This window comes from Brevibacterium spongiae (genome assembly GCF_026168515.1).
Classification (GTDB): domain Bacteria; phylum Actinomycetota; class Actinomycetes; order Actinomycetales; family Brevibacteriaceae; genus Brevibacterium; species Brevibacterium spongiae.
The window spans coordinates 955,884-976,189 of record NZ_CP093443.1 but is presented as its reverse complement, the minus strand read 5'-3'; the positions used below and the strand labels follow the sequence as shown (position 1 = coordinate 976,189).

21 protein-coding genes are annotated in these 20,306 nt (G+C 65.7%); 16 read left to right on the top strand and 5 right to left on the bottom strand.

The genetic code is table 11. From position 1 onward, the window contains the following. Positions 1–17 precede the first annotated feature (17 nt). The 3 genes from L1F31_RS04280 to L1F31_RS04270 all read left to right on the top strand — a co-directional run bounded on the left by L1F31_RS04280 (position 18) and on the right by L1F31_RS04270 (position 2,259). Positions 18–1,211 carry a sensor histidine kinase gene (locus L1F31_RS04280; RefSeq protein WP_265419443.1) on the top strand — a complete coding sequence of 398 codons (1,194 nt, stop codon included), beginning with the start codon at positions 18–20 and terminating at the stop codon, positions 1,209–1,211. Further along, positions 1,208–1,888: a response regulator gene (locus L1F31_RS04275; RefSeq protein ID WP_265419442.1), complete on the top strand. Its 681-nt coding sequence runs from the start codon at positions 1,208–1,210 to the stop codon at positions 1,886–1,888. The genes L1F31_RS04280 and L1F31_RS04275 overlap by 4 nt, the downstream gene beginning before the upstream one ends. A gap of 119 nt (positions 1,889–2,007) precedes the next feature. Next, complete coding sequence (locus L1F31_RS04270) at positions 2,008–2,259, top strand: hypothetical protein (RefSeq protein WP_265419441.1); 252 nt, start codon at positions 2,008–2,010, stop codon at positions 2,257–2,259. 44 nt (positions 2,260–2,303) lie between these two features. On the opposite strand, the gene L1F31_RS04265 is transcribed toward L1F31_RS04270, so the two are convergent. Together L1F31_RS04265 and L1F31_RS04260 are read right to left on the bottom strand one after the other, a co-directional pair. Then, entirely contained in the window at positions 2,304–2,657 is a 354-nt protein-coding gene (locus tag L1F31_RS04265; protein ID WP_265419440.1) for a VOC family protein, read from the bottom strand. Positions 2,658–2,661: 4 nt separating this feature from the next. Further along, positions 2,662–3,195, bottom strand: coding sequence for an O-acetyl-ADP-ribose deacetylase (locus tag L1F31_RS04260; RefSeq protein ID WP_265419439.1), 534 nt, complete (start codon positions 3,193–3,195; stop codon positions 2,662–2,664). Between the two features lie 76 nt (positions 3,196–3,271). On the opposite strand from L1F31_RS04260, the gene L1F31_RS04255 reads away from it, so the two are divergent. Beyond that, the gene (locus L1F31_RS04255; protein WP_265419438.1) at positions 3,272–4,042 is read left to right on the top strand and encodes a class II glutamine amidotransferase; all 771 of its coding nucleotides are present in this window, start codon (positions 3,272–3,274) and stop codon (positions 4,040–4,042) included. Positions 4,043–4,074: 32 nt separating this feature from the next. Here L1F31_RS04255 and L1F31_RS04250 read toward each other — a convergent pair whose 3' ends face one another. Both L1F31_RS04250 and L1F31_RS04245 read right to left on the bottom strand, forming a co-directional pair. Beyond that, positions 4,075–4,299 (bottom strand): sulfurtransferase TusA family protein, encoded by a 225-nt coding sequence (locus L1F31_RS04250; RefSeq protein ID WP_039207979.1) that lies wholly within the window; start codon positions 4,297–4,299, stop codon positions 4,075–4,077. Then, the gene (locus L1F31_RS04245) at positions 4,296–5,351 is read right to left on the bottom strand and encodes a YeeE/YedE family protein (RefSeq protein WP_265419437.1); all 1,056 of its coding nucleotides are present in this window, start codon (positions 5,349–5,351) and stop codon (positions 4,296–4,298) included. The genes L1F31_RS04250 and L1F31_RS04245 overlap by 4 nt, the downstream gene beginning before the upstream one ends. Before the next feature lie 191 nt (positions 5,352–5,542). Here L1F31_RS04245 and L1F31_RS04240 point away from each other — a divergent pair, with 191 nt between their 5' ends. The 12 genes from L1F31_RS04240 (at position 5,543) to L1F31_RS04180 (ending at position 19,226) form a co-directional block, all read left to right on the top strand. Next, complete coding sequence (locus L1F31_RS04240; protein ID WP_265419436.1) at positions 5,543–6,781, top strand: P-loop NTPase family protein; 1,239 nt, start codon at positions 5,543–5,545, stop codon at positions 6,779–6,781. Positions 6,782–6,896: 115 nt separating this feature from the next. Beyond that, positions 6,897–8,081, top strand: coding sequence for a 4-hydroxybenzoate 3-monooxygenase (locus L1F31_RS04235; protein ID WP_265419435.1), 1,185 nt, complete (start codon positions 6,897–6,899; stop codon positions 8,079–8,081). An 81-nt stretch (positions 8,082–8,162) separates the two neighbouring features. Beyond that, on the top strand, positions 8,163–9,023 hold the full coding sequence (gene pcaH, locus L1F31_RS04230) for a protocatechuate 3,4-dioxygenase subunit beta (RefSeq protein ID WP_265419434.1): 861 nt from the start codon (positions 8,163–8,165) through the stop codon (positions 9,021–9,023). Continuing rightward, the gene (gene pcaG, locus L1F31_RS04225) at positions 9,016–9,600 is read left to right on the top strand and encodes a protocatechuate 3,4-dioxygenase subunit alpha (protein WP_265419433.1); all 585 of its coding nucleotides are present in this window, start codon (positions 9,016–9,018) and stop codon (positions 9,598–9,600) included. The genes pcaH and pcaG overlap by 8 nt, the downstream gene beginning before the upstream one ends. Positions 9,601–9,604: 4 nt before the next feature. Then, positions 9,605–10,975, top strand: coding sequence for a lyase family protein (locus tag L1F31_RS04220; RefSeq protein WP_265419432.1), 1,371 nt, complete (start codon positions 9,605–9,607; stop codon positions 10,973–10,975). A 41-nt stretch (positions 10,976–11,016) separates the two neighbouring features. Further along, positions 11,017–12,345 carry a bifunctional 3-oxoadipate enol-lactonase/4-carboxymuconolactone decarboxylase PcaDC gene (gene pcaDC / locus L1F31_RS19070; RefSeq protein ID WP_488153988.1) on the top strand — a complete coding sequence of 443 codons (1,329 nt, stop codon included), beginning with the start codon at positions 11,017–11,019 and terminating at the stop codon, positions 12,343–12,345. Positions 12,346–12,590: 245 nt separating this feature from the next. Next, positions 12,591–13,808: an MFS transporter gene (locus tag L1F31_RS04205; RefSeq protein ID WP_265419431.1), complete on the top strand. Its 1,218-nt coding sequence runs from the start codon at positions 12,591–12,593 to the stop codon at positions 13,806–13,808. 30 nt (positions 13,809–13,838) lie between these two features. Further along, positions 13,839–14,645 (top strand): peptidylprolyl isomerase, encoded by an 807-nt coding sequence (locus L1F31_RS04200; RefSeq protein WP_265419430.1) that lies wholly within the window; start codon positions 13,839–13,841, stop codon positions 14,643–14,645. Between the two features lie 256 nt (positions 14,646–14,901). Beyond that, positions 14,902–16,350 carry an MFS transporter gene (locus L1F31_RS04195; RefSeq protein ID WP_265419429.1) on the top strand — a complete coding sequence of 483 codons (1,449 nt, stop codon included), beginning with the start codon at positions 14,902–14,904 and terminating at the stop codon, positions 16,348–16,350. Between the two features lie 273 nt (positions 16,351–16,623). Next, the gene (locus tag L1F31_RS04190) at positions 16,624–17,427 is read left to right on the top strand and encodes a basic amino acid ABC transporter substrate-binding protein (RefSeq protein WP_265419428.1); all 804 of its coding nucleotides are present in this window, start codon (positions 16,624–16,626) and stop codon (positions 17,425–17,427) included. 219 nt (positions 17,428–17,646) lie between these two features. Then, complete coding sequence (locus L1F31_RS04185) at positions 17,647–18,441, top strand: amino acid ABC transporter permease (RefSeq protein ID WP_265419427.1); 795 nt, start codon at positions 17,647–17,649, stop codon at positions 18,439–18,441. After that, positions 18,441–19,226 carry an amino acid ABC transporter ATP-binding protein gene (locus L1F31_RS04180; RefSeq protein WP_283255786.1) on the top strand — a complete coding sequence of 262 codons (786 nt, stop codon included), beginning with the start codon at positions 18,441–18,443 and terminating at the stop codon, positions 19,224–19,226. The genes L1F31_RS04185 and L1F31_RS04180 overlap by 1 nt, the downstream gene beginning before the upstream one ends. A 30-nt stretch (positions 19,227–19,256) precedes the next feature. On the opposite strand, the gene L1F31_RS04175 is transcribed toward L1F31_RS04180, so the two are convergent. Continuing rightward, entirely contained in the window at positions 19,257–20,294 is a 1,038-nt protein-coding gene (locus L1F31_RS04175; RefSeq protein WP_265419426.1) for a proline racemase family protein, read from the bottom strand. Positions 20,295–20,306 lie beyond the last annotated feature (12 nt).

Here is a 20,306-nt window from a genome sequence, read left to right as displayed (position 1 = left end):
CTCCGTATTCTGGAATCATGGGTGCAGCTGAGTCGGAGGTGCGGGGAAGCGTGCGCGAGCGCGTCGAACCCCGCCTGACCGATGCTTCCCTGGCCGTCGCGGTGACACTGGTGATCTCCCTCGTCATTGCCGCTGATGACGCCGGTTCCTCCCCAGTCCCCGGTTTCGCGTGGGCACTCGGCTTCGGTGCGGTGCTGCTTCTGCGCCGTCGGCTGCCGCTGATTGTGCTGGCGGTGACGGTGCTCGGGATCTTCGTCTACTACGCCCTCGGCCTCCCACCGATCGGCATGGTTCTGCCCGCTGTCGGCGTCCTCTATTCCACCGCCGATGTGCGCCGCACCTCCTGGGCGGTCATCGGGGCCGCCGTCCTCGTGGCTGTGTCAACGTTCTACCGGTTCGACGATGTCGACCCGCGGGCGCATCTGACCGGCTACGGTTTCGTCACCGAACTCGCCCTGGCCGCAGCGGCCATCGCGCTGGGGTCCGTGGTCCGGCTCGTCCGGGAGACCCGCGCCCAGTCAGAACGGATTGCCGCACTCACCGCCGCCGAAGAGTCCCGGGCCGCCGAGGCGCACATGCAGTCCGAACGCGTGCGCATCGCCCGAGACCTCCACGACACGATCGGCCACACCTTGTCCGTGGCTTCCCTGCACACCTCGGTGGCGGCTGAAGCCGAGGACCCCGACGACCGGACTGCCGCACTCGAACGGGTCCGCGATGCCACCTCCGAGGCGCTGCGGGAGCTGCGTCGTACGGTCAAGGTTCTGCGGGAGGAGTCCAGGGAGGACGGATTCGGAGGTCCCGCCTCGGCGCTGGGATTGGCCTCGGTGGCAACCGTCGTCGACGCTGCCCGAGCAGCAGGAGTCGATCTTGACGTCGCTGTCGACGTCGATCCTGCGTCGTTGCCTCGAGCAGTCGATGCGGCGGCGTTCCGGATCGTTCAGGAATCGCTGACGAATGTGCTGCGGCACTCCGGCGCGACGTCCGCCGAGGTCACGGCGCAGTTAAGCCGCGGGGAGCTCGTCGTTTCGATCATCGATGACGGACCGGGTGGGTCGCCTGAGATCTCAGAGGAGACGCGTCCGGGTGCGGGCATCCGCGGGATGCAGGAACGGGCGGACCTCCTCGGCGGCCGCCTCCGCGCAGGCAGGACCGAGGGCGGCTTCGCGGTGACCGCGCATCTGCCGGTCCACGGTGGGGACGAATCATGACCGAGCCGATCCGCGTCGTCCTCGTCGATGATCAGGAACTCGTCCGGGCGGGCCTGCGGCCCCTGGCCGAACGTGATGGGGACATCATCGTCATCGCCGAGGCGGCCGATGGCCGGGCGGGCCTGTCCTTTGTGCGCGAGCTGCGTCCCGATATCGTGCTCATGGATATCCGCATGCCGGTCATGGACGGGATCGAAGCGACTGGGGCGATCGTCTCCGATGCCGAGCTCGACGGAGTGAGGGTGCTCATGCTCACCACGTTCGACGAGGATGAGAACGTGTTCGCTGCGATCCGGACCGGTGCCGCCGGCTACCTGCTCAAGGACGTCTCCGCCGACGATCTGCGTGGCGCGATCCGCACCGTCGCGGCCGGTGATGCGCTGCTGTCGCCGTCGGTCACCGCCGCGGTCATGCGGGCCGTCGCGGAGGGCGGCCCTTCTGCCGCCGACGATCGCGGTCTCGAGGGGCTGACCGAACGTGAGGTCGAGGTGCTCAGCGGCATCGGACGCGGCCTGACCAATGATGAGATCGCCGCGGAGCTGTTCCTCAGCCCGGCCACGGCTCGCACCTACGTCAGTCGGCTGCTCACCCGCCTCGATGCTCGGGACCGTGCCGCCCTCATCGTCCTCGCCTATGAGACCGGGCTGGTGCGCCCCGGCGGTCGGTCACCGCGCTGAGCGAGGCCGGCTCTCATCGAACATCCGTCGATCGCCCAGGACCTCCCCGGTTTGCGGGAGTAGCGTCAAAGCAGAGCCCAAAGAGTTTGGACCATAGTCGAAATCGAAGGTGATCGGTGATGAGCCGGTACAACGTCAACGGCACGCTCAAGAGCCTGCAGGTCCGCCTCGGGAAGAGCGCGGCGTTCTTCCTGCTTCTCGGAGTCCTCGGGTTCCTCCTCGTCAAGGTCGTCGGTCCGATACTCCAGACCGGACCCGAACTTGTCGTCGAGGCGATCATCTCCGGGACCCCGCTGCTCATCGCGCTCGGCTGCGCAATCGCCGCGCTGACGGTGTCGCTCGTGCACAGGGTGCGTCACACGGCGGCGTGAACGCCGGAGGGTCATCGAGGTTCCCGGTCACTGGGGGCGCGCGGTCACTCCGGGTGCGCGACGATGTTGAACACGCTGCCGTCGGGCGCCCGAACGAAGAATCGCCTCACGCCCCACTCCTCGTGAGTGAGCGGGTGGACGATCTCGATGCCCTGCTCCTTGGCCTCGGCGTAAGCGGCATCCACATCGTCGACGAGCACCGAGGCCACGGGGTTCGTCTGCCCTGTGGCATCGGCGGTGAGCACCTGCACGCTCGCACCGGTGTCCGGGGAGGTGAAGCGCGCGACCCAGCCGAGATTGAACTCTTCACTGCTCAGACCGAGGAAGCCTGCATAGAATTCTCGCGCCGCCGCGATGTCGTCGACGGTGATGTCCGGGATGACCCTGTTGACCTTCATGTCATCACCACTGGTCGTGGTCGAAGACCTGGCAGAACACGCTCGTCATCTGATCGCTGAAGAGGACGAACTGGACTTCGGCGATCGATTCCCAGCGGTCGCGGGACCGTCCGTCGACGATGACGCTGTGGGCCGCCTCGGCGACATCCCTGGCTGACCATCCGTAGACCCCGCCGCCGATCGCAGGGAACGCGATCGAGGTGGCACCGACCTCCTCGGCGAGGTTGAGGCTCGATTCGAAGCAGGATTCGAGGATCTCGGGATCGGCCTCACCCGCGTTCCGGTTCGGTCCGACCGTGTGGATGACCCAGCGGGCGGGCAGATCCCCTGCCGAGGTGGCCACCGCCTGACCGGGCGGGAGACCGCGCACATGGGTGGTCTGCCGGACCTCCCGGCAGGCCTCGAGCAGCGCGGGACCAGCCGCGCGATGGATGGCTCCGTCGACCCCGCCGCCTCCGAGCAGAGACGAATTCGCGGCATTGACGATCGCGTCGACGGCCACCTCGGTGATATCGCCTTCGAGTACCGTGATCTTCATGCCTCGAGTCTAGACATCGGCACTGACATTGCCCACCGTTTCGGGCGTAGCCTGAGGTCAGAGCGAAGGAGGGCGCATGTGCAGGCTGCTCGGTTTCATCTCCCCCACCCCGACCACGGCCGCTGACCTCATCGGTGCTGATGAGTGCCGTCAGTGGCAGTCGATGGGATCGGTCCACGATGACGGGTGGGGCACGGCATGGATCGACACCGACGCCGAGGCGGTCGCGCGGTTCCGCACGCCCACCGAAGGTGCCGACGATCCCCGGCTGACCCGCGCGTTGGATGCGGAAGCGGTGGAGGGGCGGATCTGCCATCTGCGGATGGCGACGACGGGCTTGGCCGACCTCGAGGAGAACACGCACCCGTTCCTCGCCGACGGTGTGGCGATGGCGCACAACGGCTCGGTGCATCCGATCGAGCGGCTGCGCGAATATGTGACCGTCGCCGAGGTCGACGAGGTGGGTGGGACAACGGATTCGGCGATCGTCTTCGCCCTCGTCTTAAGGGACCTGCGCCTCGGCAAGTCACTGCTCGATGCGGTGACTTCGACGGTGCGGATGCTGCGCGCGGACTTCGATCACCCTGGCATCAATCTGCTCTTCCTGACCACCGAGGAGATGATCGTCGTCCATGCCACGGCCGGGACCCAGGTGCCCTATCTGCAGGGACCTCTGCCGCCCGATCATCACGACCACTACTACCGGATGAGTTGGCAGCGGACGCCCGACAACGCAATGATCGTGTCCTCCTCGGGACTCGAACACAAGGGATGGAGTCTCATCGAGCAGAACACGATCATGCGGCTGACCGTCGCCGATGGTGCGGAGACGATCGTGAGGCTGTAGGTGGTGGGCCTGGTTGGGTCAGGCCTTCGAGGTCAGGCCTTCTGGACGGTGATGGTCCAGCTGGCGTCGGTGACCCGGTCGAAGTGGGTCACGGGGTAGCCGTTCTCGGCGGCCCACTGCGGGATCGCCTCGGTGGCTTGGGTGCAGTCGAAGTTGATGACGAGTTCATCGCCGGCCTCCAGACCGGTCATCGCGTCCTTGGCTTCGACGAGCGGGAAGGGGCAGACCTGGCCGTCGGTTTCGAGTACTTGCTTCATACAGTCCTGCTTTCCGCCGCGGGTGCTGCGACCTGCGACTTCTTGGGTTTGATGGAGACCTTGGCGGCGATTCCGGAGCCGACGATCATGAAGACCATCGACACCCAGCCCTGGTATTCGAACTGTGCGGTCGAGACCATGGCGTTGCCGACGGTGCAGCCGCCTGCGATGGCCGCGCCGACGCCCATGCCGACGCCGCCGATGATCGACTTGATGATCGTGCCCTTGTCCGGCACGCGGATTCGGAACTCACCGGACGCCTTCGCGGCGATGAAGGAGCCGACGAGGATGCCGATGACGAGCATGACGCCCCAGTCGATGAGCTTCGTGTCTCCGGTGCTCAGGTAGCCGACGAGGTGCGCCGAGGGGGTCGTGATGCCCAGACCTGAGTTGCGTCCCGTGGCGGCCGAGAGCGGCCAGGCGATCGTGGCGATGATGCCGATGACCACGGCCGTGGCGAAGGGGTTCCAGCGCTTCTCGGTGAGCAGGTGTGCCAGACCGGTCTTGCGCGGGGGCAGGGTGGCCATAGGGGCCTTGAGCTTGCGGGTGTGGTGGACGGTCAGCCAGATGGCGATCGCCGAGATGATGGCGACGAAGACCCATGGGCTCAGCCCCGTGGTCGCCTGCAGGCTGCCGTTGCCCAGGGTGATCGAGCGGATTCCCTCGGTGAAGCCTGCGGCGGGGCCGAGCTTCATGACGGCGGAGAACAGCGCGTAGAAGATCAGGGCGAACCAGCTGCCGACGAGTCCTTCACCGGCCCGGTAGTAGGTGCCCGTCGCACAGCCTCCGGCGTAGACCATGGAGAAGCCGAAGATCAGTCCGCCGACGATCGAGGCCAGCCACGGGAACGGCGTCGCTTCGAGGTTGATGACGCCGAAGCTGTTGAGCAGGACGAGCCCGATGGAGTGGACGGCGATGAGCACGATGAGTGCGGAGAACCACCGCGTGTTTCCCGTCAGGGTGAGGTCACGGAAGGCACCGGTCACACAGAAACGTCCTCGCTGGAAGACGAATCCGAGGACAAGGCCGACAATGAGTCCGGTGATGATCATTAAGCTGCTTTCTCTTCACGGCAGGTTCGCGGGCGAACACAACAACCGCCCATTTTGCTCAACAATTCGATGTGCGTCAACCGGGTGGCAGCCTTGCGCGACCAGGAATCCCATTCCCGGCTAGTCCGACGGGACCCGAGCAGCAGCTGTTAATATTAACGTCGCACCCGATTCTTGTTAATATTAACAACGTGCGCACTTCGACGAATTGCCCATTCAGTCCCCACGCCGATGTGGTGCCTCCGGTCTGGGCCGGCCGTGAGGACCAACTCCGCGACTGGAGCGACATCGTCAGGCCCCGACGCCTCGCAGGCCTGCCGGAACGAGGGCGAACAATCCTCGGTGAGCCAGGCCTCGGCAAATCCAGCCTTCTGTCAAAGATCGCCGGCGATGCAGCCGCACACGGCGACTGGGTCACCAGACAACTCCGCATCCCTTCGAAAGCCGATCCTTTGAAGGTCGTCGCGCACGCAATCCTGAAGCTTGCGGAAACTGCCGGGTTGGCGACCGCAAGAGAAAAGAGACTCGGCGATCTGATCGAGCGCGTCTCCCAGATCTCGCTCAAAGGGTACGGTTTGAGCCTGCGCGAGTCGGAGGGCCCCGAACCCTTCACATCGCTCACCGAGCTCCTGGTGGAGGTAGGTATCGCGGCCATGAATCAGGGCGACGTGGTCGTGCTGATCCACATCGACGAAGTACAGAACATTGCCGACGAGCACATGCTCTCCCAGCTCCTCATAGCCCTGGGGGACGCAATGTCCCGCGAAGTTCAAGTGCGAGTTCCCGGCGGGCGCCTCGTTGATCGACTCCTTCCGATTTCCGTCTACCTCACGGGCCTGCCCGACTTCGCCGACATGAGTTCGGCCAGACGCGGCGCCACCTTCGCCAGACGCTTCGCAACGACTACCCTCGAATCATTCGGCGACTCTGACCTTGAGGCGGCACTGCAGCCTTTCGTGCTCTCTGGCTGGGAAGTGCCCGACGATCAGGGCGGGATTCGCTGCGTGACGCTGGAGCCTTCCGCACGAGACGAAATACTCGAACTGTGCAAAGGCGAGCCTTTCCTTTTTCAACTCGCCGGCGAAAAGGCGTGGTACGCGGGCAGCACCGATGCGATCACCCGAGACCAGGTGCTCAAAGGGTGGCAACAAGCGGCACGCGACGAGGCGGCAGGTCACGTGGAGCGCATACTCGACCGCCTTCCGGGCAGAGAGCGCGAGCTGCTCGATGCGATGATCGAACTTCCACCCAAGGACCGCAGCCTGAAGAACATCGCCCTCGCCATGGGATTCGAGCGATCCAGCCAGATCGGGCCCATCGCACAGCGATTGGACACCAACCGCAAGATCATCGAAAGAGGACGGATCTACACCTTCCGCAACCGCGCGATAGAGGCATATCTCTCCAGCGATTGGCCAGCCCACCGCTGACCACGACCTTGAACCCTCCCGCCTCGACCCTGCTTCCCGTTCATTGAGAACGTCGTCGCGCCGTGTCAGTGACTCGGCGCACACTGAGTAGACGAGATACGGCAAGGAGGCCACGGTGCCAGAACTTCAGACAGACGTCGCGATCGTCGGCGCGGGACCCGCGGGGCTCATGCTCGCGCACCTGATGCACAACGCCGGCATCGATTCCGTCGTCATCGACAATCGCAGCCGCGACGAGATCGCCCACACCCACCGCGCAGGAATCCTCGAAGCAGGATCCGTGCGCATGCTCGAGGCCGCCGGCGTCGAATCCCGCGTCCACACCGAAGGACACCGCCACGACGGCATCGACATCCGCGTCAACGGCGTCTCCCACCCCTTCGACTTCCCGGAACTCGCCGGCGAATCGGTCTGGCTCTACCCCCAGAACGAGATCTTCGTCGACCTCGCCGCCGCCCGCGAACGCACGGGCGAACCGATCTACTACTCGGTCACGGACACCCACCTCGGCGATATCGAATCCGAACGTCCCTGGGTCACCGCCACCACCGCAGACGGCGAGGAACTGACGATCCGAGCCCGCTACGTCGTCGGCGCCGACGGCTCCCGCGGCCCCTGCCGCTCGATGATCCCCGAGGGCACCCGACAGCGCTTCTTCCACGAGTACCCCTTTGCCTGGTTCGGCATCCTCTGCGAAGCCCCACCCAGTCACGAAGTGCTCATCTACTCCCGCTCCGAACGCGGCTTCGCGCTCATCTCCCAACGCAGCTCGAACGTCCAGCGCATGTACTTCCAGGCCTCCCCCGACACCGACGTGGCCGACTGGTCCGATGACCGGATCTGGACCGAGCTCCAGTCCCGCGTCGACGGCCCCGACGGCTTCGAGCTCAAGACCGGGCCGATCTTCGACAAGACTGTGCTCCCCTTCCGCTCGGCCGTGACCGAACCCATGCAGCACGGCTCCCTCTTCCTCGCCGGCGACAGCGCCCACACGGTCCCGCCGACCGGCGCGAAAGGCCTCAACCTCGCCTTCGCCGACGTCGCTGTGCTCGCCCCCGCCCTGATCAAGGCGCTCAAGGACTCCGACACCGAGGCGCTGGCAGGCTACTCCCAGACCGCGACCAAACGGGTCTGGAAAGCACAGAACTTCTCCTACCAGATGACCCGGATGCTCCACACCGACCCAACGCAGGATGCCTTCGAAACGAAGCGCAGCCTCGGCGAGCTGGGGTCCATCCTCGATTCCGACCACGGCCGCCGTTACCTCGCCGAGTGCTACACCGGCTGGCCACACGGCTGAGCCGCTCCCCCACCCGGCCTCACCGCCCCCACCGACCCCACAACGACGTCAACCGACGAAGAGACGAAGAAAGGTTCGACGATGAGTCAGCACCAGACCTCGGAGCCCGAAGAGACCACCGAGGCGTTCGATTCCCCGACCGTCATCGCTGAGGCCGTGAAAGGCCCCGACGACGCCGCCGAATCCCAGGCGACCCTGTCGGAGGAGATCGACGGCATCGAAACGCAGTACAAGCAGGAGGTCGCCGGCGGGAAGAAACCGGAGACCCAGCCGCGACTGGACTACCGCCCCTACCGGTCCTCGATCCTGCGCCACCCGACGAAGGACCCTCGCCACACCGACCCGGAGACGATCGAACTCTTCTCCCCCGCCTTCGGACACCGCGACATCGGCACCCTCGAATCGGATCTGACCATCCAGGCCGACGGCGAACCGATCGGTGAGCGCATCCGCGTGACCGGTCGCATCCTCGACGGCGAAGGTCGTCCCGTGCGCAATCAGCTCGTCGAGATCTGGCAGGCGAACTCGGCCGGGCGCTATATCCACAAACGCGACCAGCACCCGGCACCGATCGACCCGAACTTCACCGGCGTCGGACGCACCCTCACCGGCGATGACGGCTCCTATTCGTTCACGACGATCAAACCCGGCCCCTACCCGTGGAAGAACCACCACAATGCCTGGCGGCCGGCCCACATCCACTTCTCGCTCTTCGGCTCCGAGTTCACCCAGCGCATGATCACCCAGATGTACTTCCCCGGCGATCCGCTCTTCGCTCTCGACCCGATCTACCAGTCGATCACCGACCAGAAGGCCCGTGACCGTCTGGTGGCGACCTATGACCACAACATCACCGAGCACGAGTTCCTCATGGGATACAACTGGGACATCGTGCTCACCGGAGCCAACCGGACCTGGATGGAAGAAGAGGACGATGACTGATCTCACCGCAACCCCAGACCTGACGCCGACCCCGGGCCAGACCGTCGGGCCGTTCTACGGCTATGCCCTGCCCTTCGACCATGACAACGAGCTCGTCCCGCCCGGATCGGCCCGCGCCGTGCAGCTGACCGGGACCGTCTTTGACGGCGCCGGCGAACCCGTCCCCGATGCCATCCTCGAGATCTGGCAGCCCGACGAGAACGGCGAAGTCCCCCGCGCCACGGGCTCACTGCGCCGCAACGGCTTCACCTTCACCGGCTTCGGCCGCACCGCCGTCGACCCCGAGGGCGAGTTCAGCTTCTCCACCGTCAACCCCGGCCCCACCGAGGCCGGCAAGGCCCCGTTCATCAGCGTCGTCATCTTCGCCCGCGGACTGCTCAACCGCCTGTTCACCCGGATCTATCTGCCCGAGGACACCGCGGCCCTGGCTGCCGACCCGCTGCTGTCCTCCCTCGACGAATCCGAACGCGCACGCCTCATCGCCACCCGAGGGGCTGACGGATCGCTGCACTTCGACATACGGTTGCAGGGTGAGGAGGAAACCCCCTTCCTCCGATTCCCCGGCCACGAGGACTGACGCAATGACCGACACCGCCCACACCCGCTTCCTCTTCGCCCCCGGCGATCTGCGCGGGGCCGAAGCCATCGACGACGCCGCGCTCATCTCCGCGATCGGGCAGGTCGAGACCGCGTGGATCGTCGCCCAGGGACGGGTGGGGCTGGTGTCGTCGGAGACCCGCGCCGAGGTGGCCGCCGCCATCGACGCCACCGTCCGATCGCTGACGGACGATCACTCCCACCTCGAGTCCTTGGGCGAGACCGCCGAATCCGGCGGCAACCCCGTCATCCCGTTCCTCAGCCTCGTCCGCGAACGGCTGAGCGCGGAGGCCTCCCGCTGCGTGCATCGGGGGCTGACCAGCCAAGATGTCATCGACACGGCCATCGGTCTGCTCGTCTCCCGAGTCGTGAGGCAGATGCAGGCCCGCCTCGAGGTCATCGGCGCCTCCCTCGTCGAGCTCTCCGAATCCCACGCGCAGACCCTGTGCCTGGCGCGCACACTCACCCAGCCTGCCCTTCCGACAACCTTCGGACTCAAGGCTGCGAACTGGGCCGCCGAGGTCAACGAAGTCCAGGCTCAGGCCCCCTACGTCGACTACGTGCAGGTGGGCGGTGCCGCCGGAACCCGGGCCGCGATCCGCTGGTTCGCAGGAGACTCGACCGACTCGCTGCTGCGCGAGTTCCATATGCAGATGGTCGGCCCCGATGCCGCGCTCACCCAGATCCCCGTCCCCTGGCACACCGACCGCGTGCGCATCATGTCCTGGGGAACTCATCTGACCCAATGTGTGACCGTCGGTGCCTCGATCGCCCGCGACGTCCTCGTCGGCGTCCGCCCCGAGATCGGGGAGCTGTCCCTGGCCGCCACCGGCGGATCATCGGCGATGCCGCACAAATCGAATCCCACCTCGGCGGTGCTACTCCACCGCAACGGCATGCGCGTGCCCGGCGCTCTGTCCACTCTGACCACGGCCGCCGCCGAGGCGGTCGAAGAACGCTCCGACGGTGCCTGGCATGCCGAATGGCCCGCCCTCTCCGAACTCATGACCTTGGCGGTCTCGTCGCTCATCATGCTCGATGAGATGATCGCGGGCCTGACGATCCGGCCCGACGCGATGCGTGCGAACCTCGACGCAGCCGGCCCCGGGATCTTCGGCGAGAAGCTCAACATCGTCTTCGGCGACCGGCTGAGCAAGGACCAGCTCGCCGCGATCACGGCCCCCGGAACCGACCCCGTCTCCGCCCTGCGCGAGGCGGTCGGCGACGAGGACGGGATCGCGGAGTTCTTCACACCCGAGTCCTACCTCGGCGAGGCCGAAGACATCCGCCGGACGATCCTACGCACCATCGACAATTCCGGACCGCAGGAGATCGACCTGCCGTCCTTCGACTGAGACACCCTGTCTGTGACACCCCGACTGAGAAAGTGACATCCATGGAGCTCACCGCATCCGTACTCGCCGCGCCCGAGACCCCGACCGACGAGGCCAGGGTCCTCGTCGTGCTGCCGTCCCTGGGCACCTCGGTCGCCGCCCTGTGGCAGCAGGCGGCCACCGCGCTCGGCGAACTCAGCCCGGAGACGACGGTCATCGGCATCGATCTGCCCGGTCACGGCCGGTCGGCACCGATCGACGTCCCCGCGGGGACGTCCGTGGCCCCACGCATCACGATGTCCGACCTCGCCGAGGCAGTCCTGTCCACACTCGACCGTGTCCTTCCCGATGTGGCCGCCCCCGGAACCCCGGTCGACCTCGCCGGGGATTCGATCGGCGGAGCCATCGGACTGCAGATCGGCCTCGACCATGCGGATCGCTTCGGTCGCATCGCAGTGTTCTGCACCGGAGCGAAGATCGGCGAGGCCTCGGCCTGGGAGGAGCGGGCACAGACCGTGGCGACCTCGGGCACGCCCACCCAGATCATCGGTTCGGCTCAGCGGTGGTTCGGTGAGGGGTTCATGGACCGTGAACCCGAAGCCTCGGCCGCACTGCTGCATTCGCTGCAGAACGCCGACCGGTTCTCCTACGCCTCCCTCTGCTACGCCCTCGCCGCTTTCGACGTCCGCGACCGCCTGCCGGAGATCACCCGCCCGGTGCTGGCCGTCGCCGGTTCCGAGGACCAGCCGACACCGGCGACGAAGCTCGCCGAGATCGCCAACGCAGTCCCCGGCGCCCTGCTCGAAGTCATCGAAGGCGCCGCCCACCTCGTGCCCGCTGAGGCGCCAGCCGTGACCGCGGGACTGCTCAACGACTTCCTCGCCGGGAAGGGACTCGGTGCCGGGGCCGGCGGTGCTGCGGGTGCGGGCGCTTCCGGGACTGACGCGAGCTCTTCCGGTGCTGCCCTGCCCACCGCATCCGGGCCGAGGGAGGCCAGCCGCGACGAGGTGCGCGAGGCGGGGATGACCGTGCGCCGTCAGGTGCTCTCCGACGCCCATGTCGACCGTGCGAACGCGAAGGTCGACGACTTCACGAGCGATTTCCAAGACCTCATCACCCGCTATGCCTGGGGAGAGATCTGGACCCGACCCGGTCTCGAACGGCGGATGCGCTCGGCCATCACGCTCACCGCCATGATCGCCGACGGTCACGAAGCGGAGCTGGCCATGCACGTCAAGGCCGCACTCCGCAACGGACTCACGCGCGACGAGATCAAGGAGGTCCTCCTCCAATCGGCCATCTACTGTTCGGTGCCGAGCGCGAACACCGCGTTCTCCGTCGCCTCCCAAGCCCTGGCCGAATACGACGCGGAGGAAGCGAACGCGGACTGAGCGTTCACACGGTTCGAACGGCCACCTCGGTGAGGGCATGCCCCTGCGGGGCATCAGCCGGATAAGTGGGTTCAGAGTGCACAGATTTCGCTCCATTTCGGCAATCTGTCCCCACTTATCCGAGTCAGTGCAGGGTCGACGCCTGTTCGAATCGTCACATTGCGCCCTCAGGGCTACCGAGCGTCGGTGATGAGCAATAGGCTGGTGCGGTCGTCCCACGCACCCCTCGTCTCCGAAGGAGCCCTATGAGCGAAGCACCGGTCTCCCGCGGAGTCTACAAATTCGCCGTGTTCGCCCTGGCGATCGGCGCCTTCGCCATCGGTGTGACCGAATTCGCGACCATGGGTCTGCTGCCGATGATCGCCGAGGAGCTCGGCATCACGGTCCCCCAGGCCGGGCACGCAGTGTCGTTCTACGCGATCGGCGTCGTCGTCGGCGCGCCCCTGATCACGACCATCGCCGCCCACATGGACCGCAAGCTGCTGCTTCTGTGCATGATGGGCCTCTTCGCCCTGGGCAATCTCGCGTCGATGCTCGCTCCGACGGCCGGACTGTTCAACATCGCCCGCTTCGTCTCAGGCCTGCCGCACGGCGCCTACCTGGGCATCGGAGCGGTCGTCGCTGCCTCTCTCGTTCCGGCCAACCGTCGCGGGCGGGCCATGTCGCGAGTGATGCTGGGGCTGACGATCGCCAACATCTTCGGCGTGCCCTTCGCCGCGGCACTCGGCAACATGTTCGGATGGCGCAGCGCCTACGCCCTCGTCGCCGCGCTCGGCGTCCTCACTGTCATCATGGTCGCCATCGCCGTCCCGCGAGTGAGCGTCGGTGCCGGTGAGGTGCCCTCGGCCCGCGGGGAGATCAAGGCGCTCGGACGCGTGCAGATCATCCTCACCCTCGTGGCTGGATCCGTGGGCTTCGGCGGCATGTTCGCCGTCTACACCTACATCACCCCGACCATGACCGACGTCGCCGGCGTCCCCGAGGTCGCGATCCCCTGGGTGCTCGCCGTCTACGGTCTGGGCATGACCGCGGGCTCGCTCATCGCAGGACCGCTTGTCGACAAGTCCATCGAACGCTCGGCCACCGGCGGCATGATCCTCTCGGCGCTCGTGCTCGCCGCCTTCGGTGCCTTCACGCATATCGCGGCGATCGCGATCATCGCCCTCTTCCTCATCGGCATCTCCGGATCGATGATCACCACTGCCCTGCAGATGCGCCTGTTCCGCGAATCCCACGACGCCCCGAGCCTGTCCGCTGCCATGAACCATGCCGCCTTCAACCTCGCCAACGCCCTGGGCGCCTGGCTCGGCGGCATCGTCATCACCGCGGGACTGGGCTACCGCGCCCCGGCCTGGGTGGGCGTGGGGCTGTGCCTGGCCGGACTCATCGTCATCTCCATCGCGATCTTCCTCCGCCGAGGCGGCTCCCCCGACCCGAGCACCCGCACCTCCGTCGAAACCTGAGTCCGAGCTGCGTGCCGATACGATGAAGGCATGGATCTTCGCGCGCCCAGCCGCTCTCATGCCCTGACCCGCACCTCTGATGCTCTGACCCGCAACCCTGACGACCAAACCCGACGCCCGAGATCGCTCGCCCTCCTGACCCTCGCGGCACTGGCCGTCCTTGCCCTCCTGCTTCTGAGCGGTTGCGGATCGTCTGATTCCGAGGGCGATTCAGGAGACAGTTCCGGCAGCGATTCCGCGTCGTCTTCGGACTCTTCGGACTCTTCGACCGAGGCGGCCGGCGGAACCTGCTCGTACCCTGCCGATTCGCAGTCCGCGGCCAAGGAGGTCAAGGCGCCTGCAGAGGAGCCGGAGGCAAAAGGCAGCGTCGACGCCACCATCGCCACCTCGGCCGGAGACCTGGCCGTCACTCTCGATGCCGACCGCGCACCCTGCACCGTCAACAGCTTCCTGTCCCTGGCCGATCAGAAGTACTTCGCTGACACCGAGTGCCACCGCCTGACCACCGAGGGCATCTTCGTCCTCCAGTGCGGAGACCCCTCGGGCACCGGAAGCGGCGGCCCCGGCTACTCCTTCGCCGATGAGCTCGACGGCTCCGAGACCTACCCGGCAGGAACGCTCGCCATGGCCAATGCCGGGCCGGATACGAACGGTTCGCAGTTCTTCGTCGTCTACGACGACAGCTCGCTGCCGCCGGACTACACAGTCTTCGGTTCCCTTGACGAGAAGAGCACGAAGACCGTCGCCGACATCGCCGCCAAGGGCACCGACTCCGGCTCCTCGGACGGTGCTCCGAAGGAGAAGGTGACGATCAGCGGAGTCACGGTCGCGAAATGACAGTCGCTGAGTGACCGTTGTCGAACGCATGCCCCTGCGCGGCTCACCGCGTCACCGCTGGTCACCGCGCCGCTCGAATGCTCGGACCTCCTAGTAATCTCAACGGTTGAGACTTCAATTTCGCGTTTTATGAGACGAGCGTAGTGTCTATTCGTCGCCGTCGACGCTGTGCACACAGCGCCGACGGCATTTTCCATTGACACGAGCACCACCCGCCCGTGCCTGCAGACAAGAAACAGCGGAGCACTACGACATCATGTCCACCGAAACACAGCCGGGGAACCCCAACCCCACACCGGATGCCGACACCGGCACCGAATCCGACGCCATCGCGGCCACCAGGAAGAACAACACCCGCGGCAAGGTTCTGACCGCCTCGATGGTCGGCACCACGATCGAATTCTTCGATTTCTACGCCTACGCGACCGCCTCGTCGCTGGTCTTCCCGGCCCTTTTCTTCCCCAACCAGACCTCGACGACGCAGCTGCTGAGCTCGTTCGCGATCTTCGGCGTCGCCTTCGTCGCGCGCCCCCTCGGCTCGATCATCTTCGGCCACTTCGGCGACCGGGTCGGCCGGAAGAAGACACTCATCGCCTCCCTGCTCATCATGGGCATCGGCACCTTCCTCATCGGCCTGCTGCCTACGGCCTCAACACCGGGCTGGGTCGTCCTCGCACCCCTGTTCCTCGTCCTCCTGCGCTTCTGCCAGGGAGTCGGGCTCGGCGGCGAATGGTCGGGTGCTGCCCTGCTGGCCACCGAGAACGCGCCGAAGGGCAAACGTGCCATCTGGGGCACCTTCCCGCAGCTCGGCGCACCCGTCGGCTTCATCATCGCGAACCTGCTCTTCGTCGCCCTCGGCACCTGGACCTCCCCCGAGGCGTTCCTCGCATGGGGATGGCGCATCCCGTTCCTGCTCTCGGCCCTACTCGTGGCCGTCGGCCTCTACGTGCGCATGTCCCTCATGGAGACGCCGGCCTTCCAGCTCGTCGCGCAGAAGCAGCAGATCTCGAAGGCTCCGCTCGGGCGCGTGTTCGCCACGAGCTGGAAGCCGCTCATCCTCGGCTCATTCATCATGCTCGCGACGTACGTGATCTTCTACTTCATGACCGCCTTCACGCTGACCTACGGCACGTCACCGGCCACCCCCGAACAGGCTCAGACCGCCGCCGAGGCGGCAGGCAAGACCTTCGATCCCGCCGGGTTCGTCGCGGGGCTGGGGTACACGAAGAACGAATTCCTCACCTACCTCATCATCGGAGTCGTCTTCTTCGGCATCTTCACCGTCGTCTCCGGACCTCTTGCCGAGAAGCTGGGACGCCGGAAGATGCTGCTGGGCGTGACCGTGCTCATCGCCGCCTACGGACTCGTCGTCAACACGCTGTTCAACGCCGGCACCGCAGGAGTCATCGTCGGGCTCATCGTCGGCTTCATCCTCATGGGACTGACCTTCGGCCCGATGGCCGCGTACCTGCCGGAGCTCTTCCCCGCCAATGTCCGCTACACCGGATCGGCGATCTCCTACAACATGTCCAGCGTCATCGGAGCCGGGCCCGCACCGTTCGCGATGGTCGCCCTGTGGCAGGCCGAAGGAGGATCGATCTTCTACTGCGGCCTCTACATCATCGCTGCCGCGATCCTCACGCTCATCGCTCTGTGGCTGGCCAAGGACACCTCTGACCTCGACATGGAGGACCAGCTGAGCTGAGTCCCGGCCCGCATGTGGTCACTCAACCGAGGCCCGATCGCCGTTCCCGGCGGTCGGGCCTCGGTTCTGTGCCCACAATGGACACCCGCCACCGGCCACTAGCCATCGCGCCACGGACAAGACTACGATTCGGCAACGACCGCCTCGGCGCCGGTCAGAGTGTCCAGCATGTGATCCAGTTCACGGTAAGATTCCTCTCAGACACCGCCCAGACACGGATGCCTGGGTGGGCCGATTACGTGACGAGGCCGTCACCGATCCCCTGGAGGAACCATGAAACGACGCTCGAGCCTGGCCATTCTGGCCGCCGGCGCCATGCTCGCCCTGTCCGCCTGCGGCGGCGGAGGCGATTCGGAACCCGCAGCGACCGCTGAGGGCGGAGTCCCCCTGGTCAAGGAAGGCAAGCTGACCACCTGCACCCACCTGTCCTACCAGCCGTTCCAGTTCGAGAAGGACGGCGAGGTCGTCGGCTTCGATGTCGACATCGTCGATGCCGTGGCGAAGAAGCTCGGCGTCGAGCAGGAGATCGTCAATACACCGTTCGAGACGATCACGACTGGCGCAGCATTCAACCAGGACCAGTGCGATGTCGCTGCAGCGGCCATGACGATCACTCCGGAGCGCGAAGAGGCCATCGGATTCTCCGAGCCGTACTTCGCCGCCAACCAGGCCGTCCTCACCAAGGACGACAAGACCGCGAAGGACGCCGACGCGCTCAAGGACTTCAAGGTGGCAGCCCAGGCAGGCACCACCGGCCTCGACTACGCGACGGAAAATTTCAAAGACGCAGAAGTCATCACTTATGAGGATCTTCCCCTGTCTCTCGAAGCACTGAAAACCGGCCAGGCCGACGCTGTCATCAATGACAACGGGGTTCTCTACGACTACGCCGCGAACAATGACGGCTTTGCGGTCGGCTTCGACATCGACACCGGAGAGAGCTACGGCATCGGCATGAAGAAGGACAGCGCCGAGTTGAAGAAAGCCGTCGACGACACCGTCAAGGAGCTCAAGGACAACGGAGAATACGACAAGATCTACAAGAAGTGGTTCAAGCAGGAGCCACCCAAGGAGTGATCGGTGATCGGGCGGTCGGCCGCAGCCTCCGGGCTCCGGCCGGCCGCCTGTATACCTAGGTGCGTCCAAGCGCGTTCCACAGCCCCATCTACACACAGGCGAACACGATTCCGCCGCCACCGTTGAAGGACTACACCCATGTCGACTTCACCAGCGACACAAAGCGATGGCCCAACCGGCCTCAGCAACTCTGTCGCCACTTCCACACCGAAAGCGAAGTTGAGTAAGCGAAAAAAAGCTAAGATCTCGCGAGGGATCCAGTATGCACTCCTCGTCATAATCGCGGCAGTCATTGCAATCACCGCCGACTGGCCGACGCTCATCGACACCTTCGGGCGCGTCGATGTCGCCGTGGCCATGTTCCCAGATGTCATCTCCAAAGCTCTGAAGAACACCGTCGTATTCACAGCCCTCGGCTTCGTCCTCGGACTCGCTATCGCCATCGTTCTCGCCCTGATGCGCTTGTCCTCGGTCGGCGTCTATCGATGGATAGCCTTCATCTACATCGAATTCTTCCGCGGACTGCCGGCGCTCGTGGTATTCCTCGTCATGGGCTTCGGACTGCCCGTGGCGTTCCCCGGTTTCTTGCTGCCGCAGCTGGTCACCATCATGATCGCCCTAGCTCTCGTCGGCTCTGCCTATATGGCCGAAACGATACGCGCAGGCATCCAGGCGGTGCCGAAAGGACAGGTCGAGGCCGCACGATCATTGGGCATGTCATCGTCTCGCGCAATGTTCACGATTGTCCTCCCCCAGGCGATGCGCATCATTCTGCCTCCTCTGACGAACGAGCTCATCCTGCTCACGAAGGACTCATCGTTGGCGTTTCTCCTCGGCTCCTCTGTCGACGGTCGCGAGCTGGCGGCACTGGCCCGCGCTGAGATCGTGAACACCGCAAACCTCACCCCATTCATCGTCGTCGCCCTCTGCTACCTCGTCATCACCATCCCACTGTCGTATCTGTCTCGAGTCCTCGAACGGAAATACGGTTCCGCCGAAGCAGGAGTGAAGTAATGAGCACCACAACTACAGAATCGACGCGCGCCGTTGCGACCCCGATCGTCTCCATTCGTAGTCTCAAGAAGAGCTTCGGAACGAACCAGGTCCTCACCGATATCAACCTCGACGTCGACAAGGGTGAGGTCGTCTGCGTCATCGGGCCCTCTGGCTCGGGCAAATCGACGATGCTTCGATGCATCAACACCCTCGAGACGCCCACCGGCGGGTCGATCGTCGTCGACGGCATGGACATGACCGACCTCGACCTCGACATCGACGCCGCCCGGACCCGCATCGGCATGGTCTTCCAGTCCTTCAACCTCTTCGGCCACCTCACGGTGCGCGAGAACCTCACGGTCGCCCAGACCAAAGTGCTGAAACGGTCGAAGGCAGAGGCGAACAAGACCGCTGAAGAAAACCTCGCGAAGGTTGGGCTCTCAGAGAAGATGGAGGCCAAGCCCGGCTCGCTGTCCGGCGGGCAGCAGCAGCGTGTGGCGATCGCCCGAGCACTGAGCATGGATCCCGACGTCATGCTCTTCGACGAGCCCACCTCGGCGCTCGACCCCGAGACCGTCGGGGACGTCCTCCAGGTCATGCGCAACCTCGCCGAGGCGGGGATGACGATGGTCGTGGTCACTCACGAGATGGAGTTCGCCCGTCAGGTCGCCGACCGCGTGGTCTTCATGGACGGCGGAGTTGTCGTCGAGGAGGGCCCGGCAAAAGAGGTCATCGGCAACCCGCAGGAGCAGCGGACGAAGGACTTCCTCTCCCGCGTCCTCAACCCCGGTCAGCTGGGGTAGCCGCCAGCGTCAGAGAGAGTCAGAAGAGCGTCAGAGCGTGAAGCCGGCGGGGAACGGGTCGCTGGGGTCGAGCATGAACTGCGAGGTCGCGGTCAGCCAGGCGCTGCCGGTGATCGTCGGCACCACGGCCACGTGCTCGCCGATGCTGGTCTCCTCGATGAGCCGACCGGTGAACGTAGTGCCGATGAAGCACTCATTGACGAAATCCGTGTTCAGCCCCAGCTGTCCGCGGGCGTGTCGGACGGCCATGAGCGCGCTCGTCCCGGTGCCTCCGGGCGACCGGTCGAGCCAGCCCGGGTAGTTGATGAGCACGTGTCGGGCATCGGGCGCTTCGCCACTCGGCCCGGGTTCCGTCGGCGATGCCAGGAACACGACGTGCTCGCAGCCGCGGTACCCGGTCTCCGGGTGCACCGGGTCGAGCTGATCGTTGACGGCGACCATGATCTCGCGACCGGCGGCGATGAACTCCTGGCCGCGGTCGCGCTCGAACGCGATGCCGGTGCCGCCCTCAGGGCGACCCACTTCGTCAGCCCGGACGAAGGCGTAGAAGTTCCCGCCGAAGCCGATGTCACAGGCCACAGTCCCGCGCCCCGGAACCTCGACGGTCTGGTCGAGGGCATGGGCGTAGGAGGGAACGTTGACGATGGTCACCGCCTCGGCGCGACCGTCCCGGACGGCCACCTCGGCGGTGATGAGTCCGATCGGGGTATCCAACCGCACCTGCGTCACGGGTTCGACGACGGGCACCATTCCCGTCTCCACGAGGACTGTAGCCACGGCGATCGTGCCGGCCCCGCACATCGGCAGGACTCCGGTGACCTCGATGAAGAGCACACCCCAGTCCGCGTCCGAGCGGGTCGGCGGCTGCAGGATCGCTCCCGAGAGCCACCCGTGGCCGCGGGGTTCGCACATGAGGAAGGTGCGCAGGCCATCGGAGTTCTCGATGAACCACTCGCGACGCTCGGCCATTGTCTCACCGGGGAACGTCCCCACTCCCCCGGTGACGACTCGGACGGGCAGCCCCTCGGTGTGGGCTTCGACGGTCTGGATGAGGCGGTTGGTCTGCATACTCACTTCCCG

Coding starts and splice junctions, on each gene's coding strand:
- L1F31_RS04280 (WP_265419443.1), top strand. CDS start 18: ATGGGTGCAGCTGAGTCGGAGGTGCGGGGAAGCGTGCGCGAGCGCGTC.
- L1F31_RS04275 (WP_265419442.1), top strand. CDS start 1,208: ATGACCGAGCCGATCCGCGTCGTCCTCGTCGATGATCAGGAACTCGTC.
- L1F31_RS04270 (WP_265419441.1), top strand. CDS start 2,008: ATGAGCCGGTACAACGTCAACGGCACGCTCAAGAGCCTGCAGGTCCGC.
- L1F31_RS04265 (WP_265419440.1), bottom strand. CDS start 2,657: ATGAAGGTCAACAGGGTCATCCCGGACATCACCGTCGACGACATCGCG.
- L1F31_RS04260 (WP_265419439.1), bottom strand. CDS start 3,195: ATGAAGATCACGGTACTCGAAGGCGATATCACCGAGGTGGCCGTCGAC.
- L1F31_RS04255 (WP_265419438.1), top strand. CDS start 3,272: ATGTGCAGGCTGCTCGGTTTCATCTCCCCCACCCCGACCACGGCCGCT.
- L1F31_RS04250 (WP_039207979.1), bottom strand. CDS start 4,299: ATGAAGCAAGTACTCGAAACCGACGGCCAGGTCTGCCCCTTCCCGCTC.
- L1F31_RS04245 (WP_265419437.1), bottom strand. CDS start 5,351: ATGATCATCACCGGACTCATTGTCGGCCTTGTCCTCGGATTCGTCTTC.
- pcaH (WP_265419434.1), top strand. CDS start 8,163: ATGAGTCAGCACCAGACCTCGGAGCCCGAAGAGACCACCGAGGCGTTC.
- pcaG (WP_265419433.1), top strand. CDS start 9,016: ATGACTGATCTCACCGCAACCCCAGACCTGACGCCGACCCCGGGCCAG.
- L1F31_RS04220 (WP_265419432.1), top strand. CDS start 9,605: ATGACCGACACCGCCCACACCCGCTTCCTCTTCGCCCCCGGCGATCTG.
- pcaDC (WP_488153988.1), top strand. CDS start 11,017: ATGGAGCTCACCGCATCCGTACTCGCCGCGCCCGAGACCCCGACCGAC.
- L1F31_RS04205 (WP_265419431.1), top strand. CDS start 12,591: ATGAGCGAAGCACCGGTCTCCCGCGGAGTCTACAAATTCGCCGTGTTC.
- L1F31_RS04200 (WP_265419430.1), top strand. CDS start 13,839: ATGGATCTTCGCGCGCCCAGCCGCTCTCATGCCCTGACCCGCACCTCT.
- L1F31_RS04195 (WP_265419429.1), top strand. CDS start 14,902: ATGTCCACCGAAACACAGCCGGGGAACCCCAACCCCACACCGGATGCC.
- L1F31_RS04190 (WP_265419428.1), top strand. CDS start 16,624: ATGAAACGACGCTCGAGCCTGGCCATTCTGGCCGCCGGCGCCATGCTC.
- L1F31_RS04180 (WP_283255786.1), top strand. CDS start 18,441: ATGAGCACCACAACTACAGAATCGACGCGCGCCGTTGCGACCCCGATC.
- L1F31_RS04175 (WP_265419426.1), bottom strand. CDS start 20,294: ATGCAGACCAACCGCCTCATCCAGACCGTCGAAGCCCACACCGAGGGG.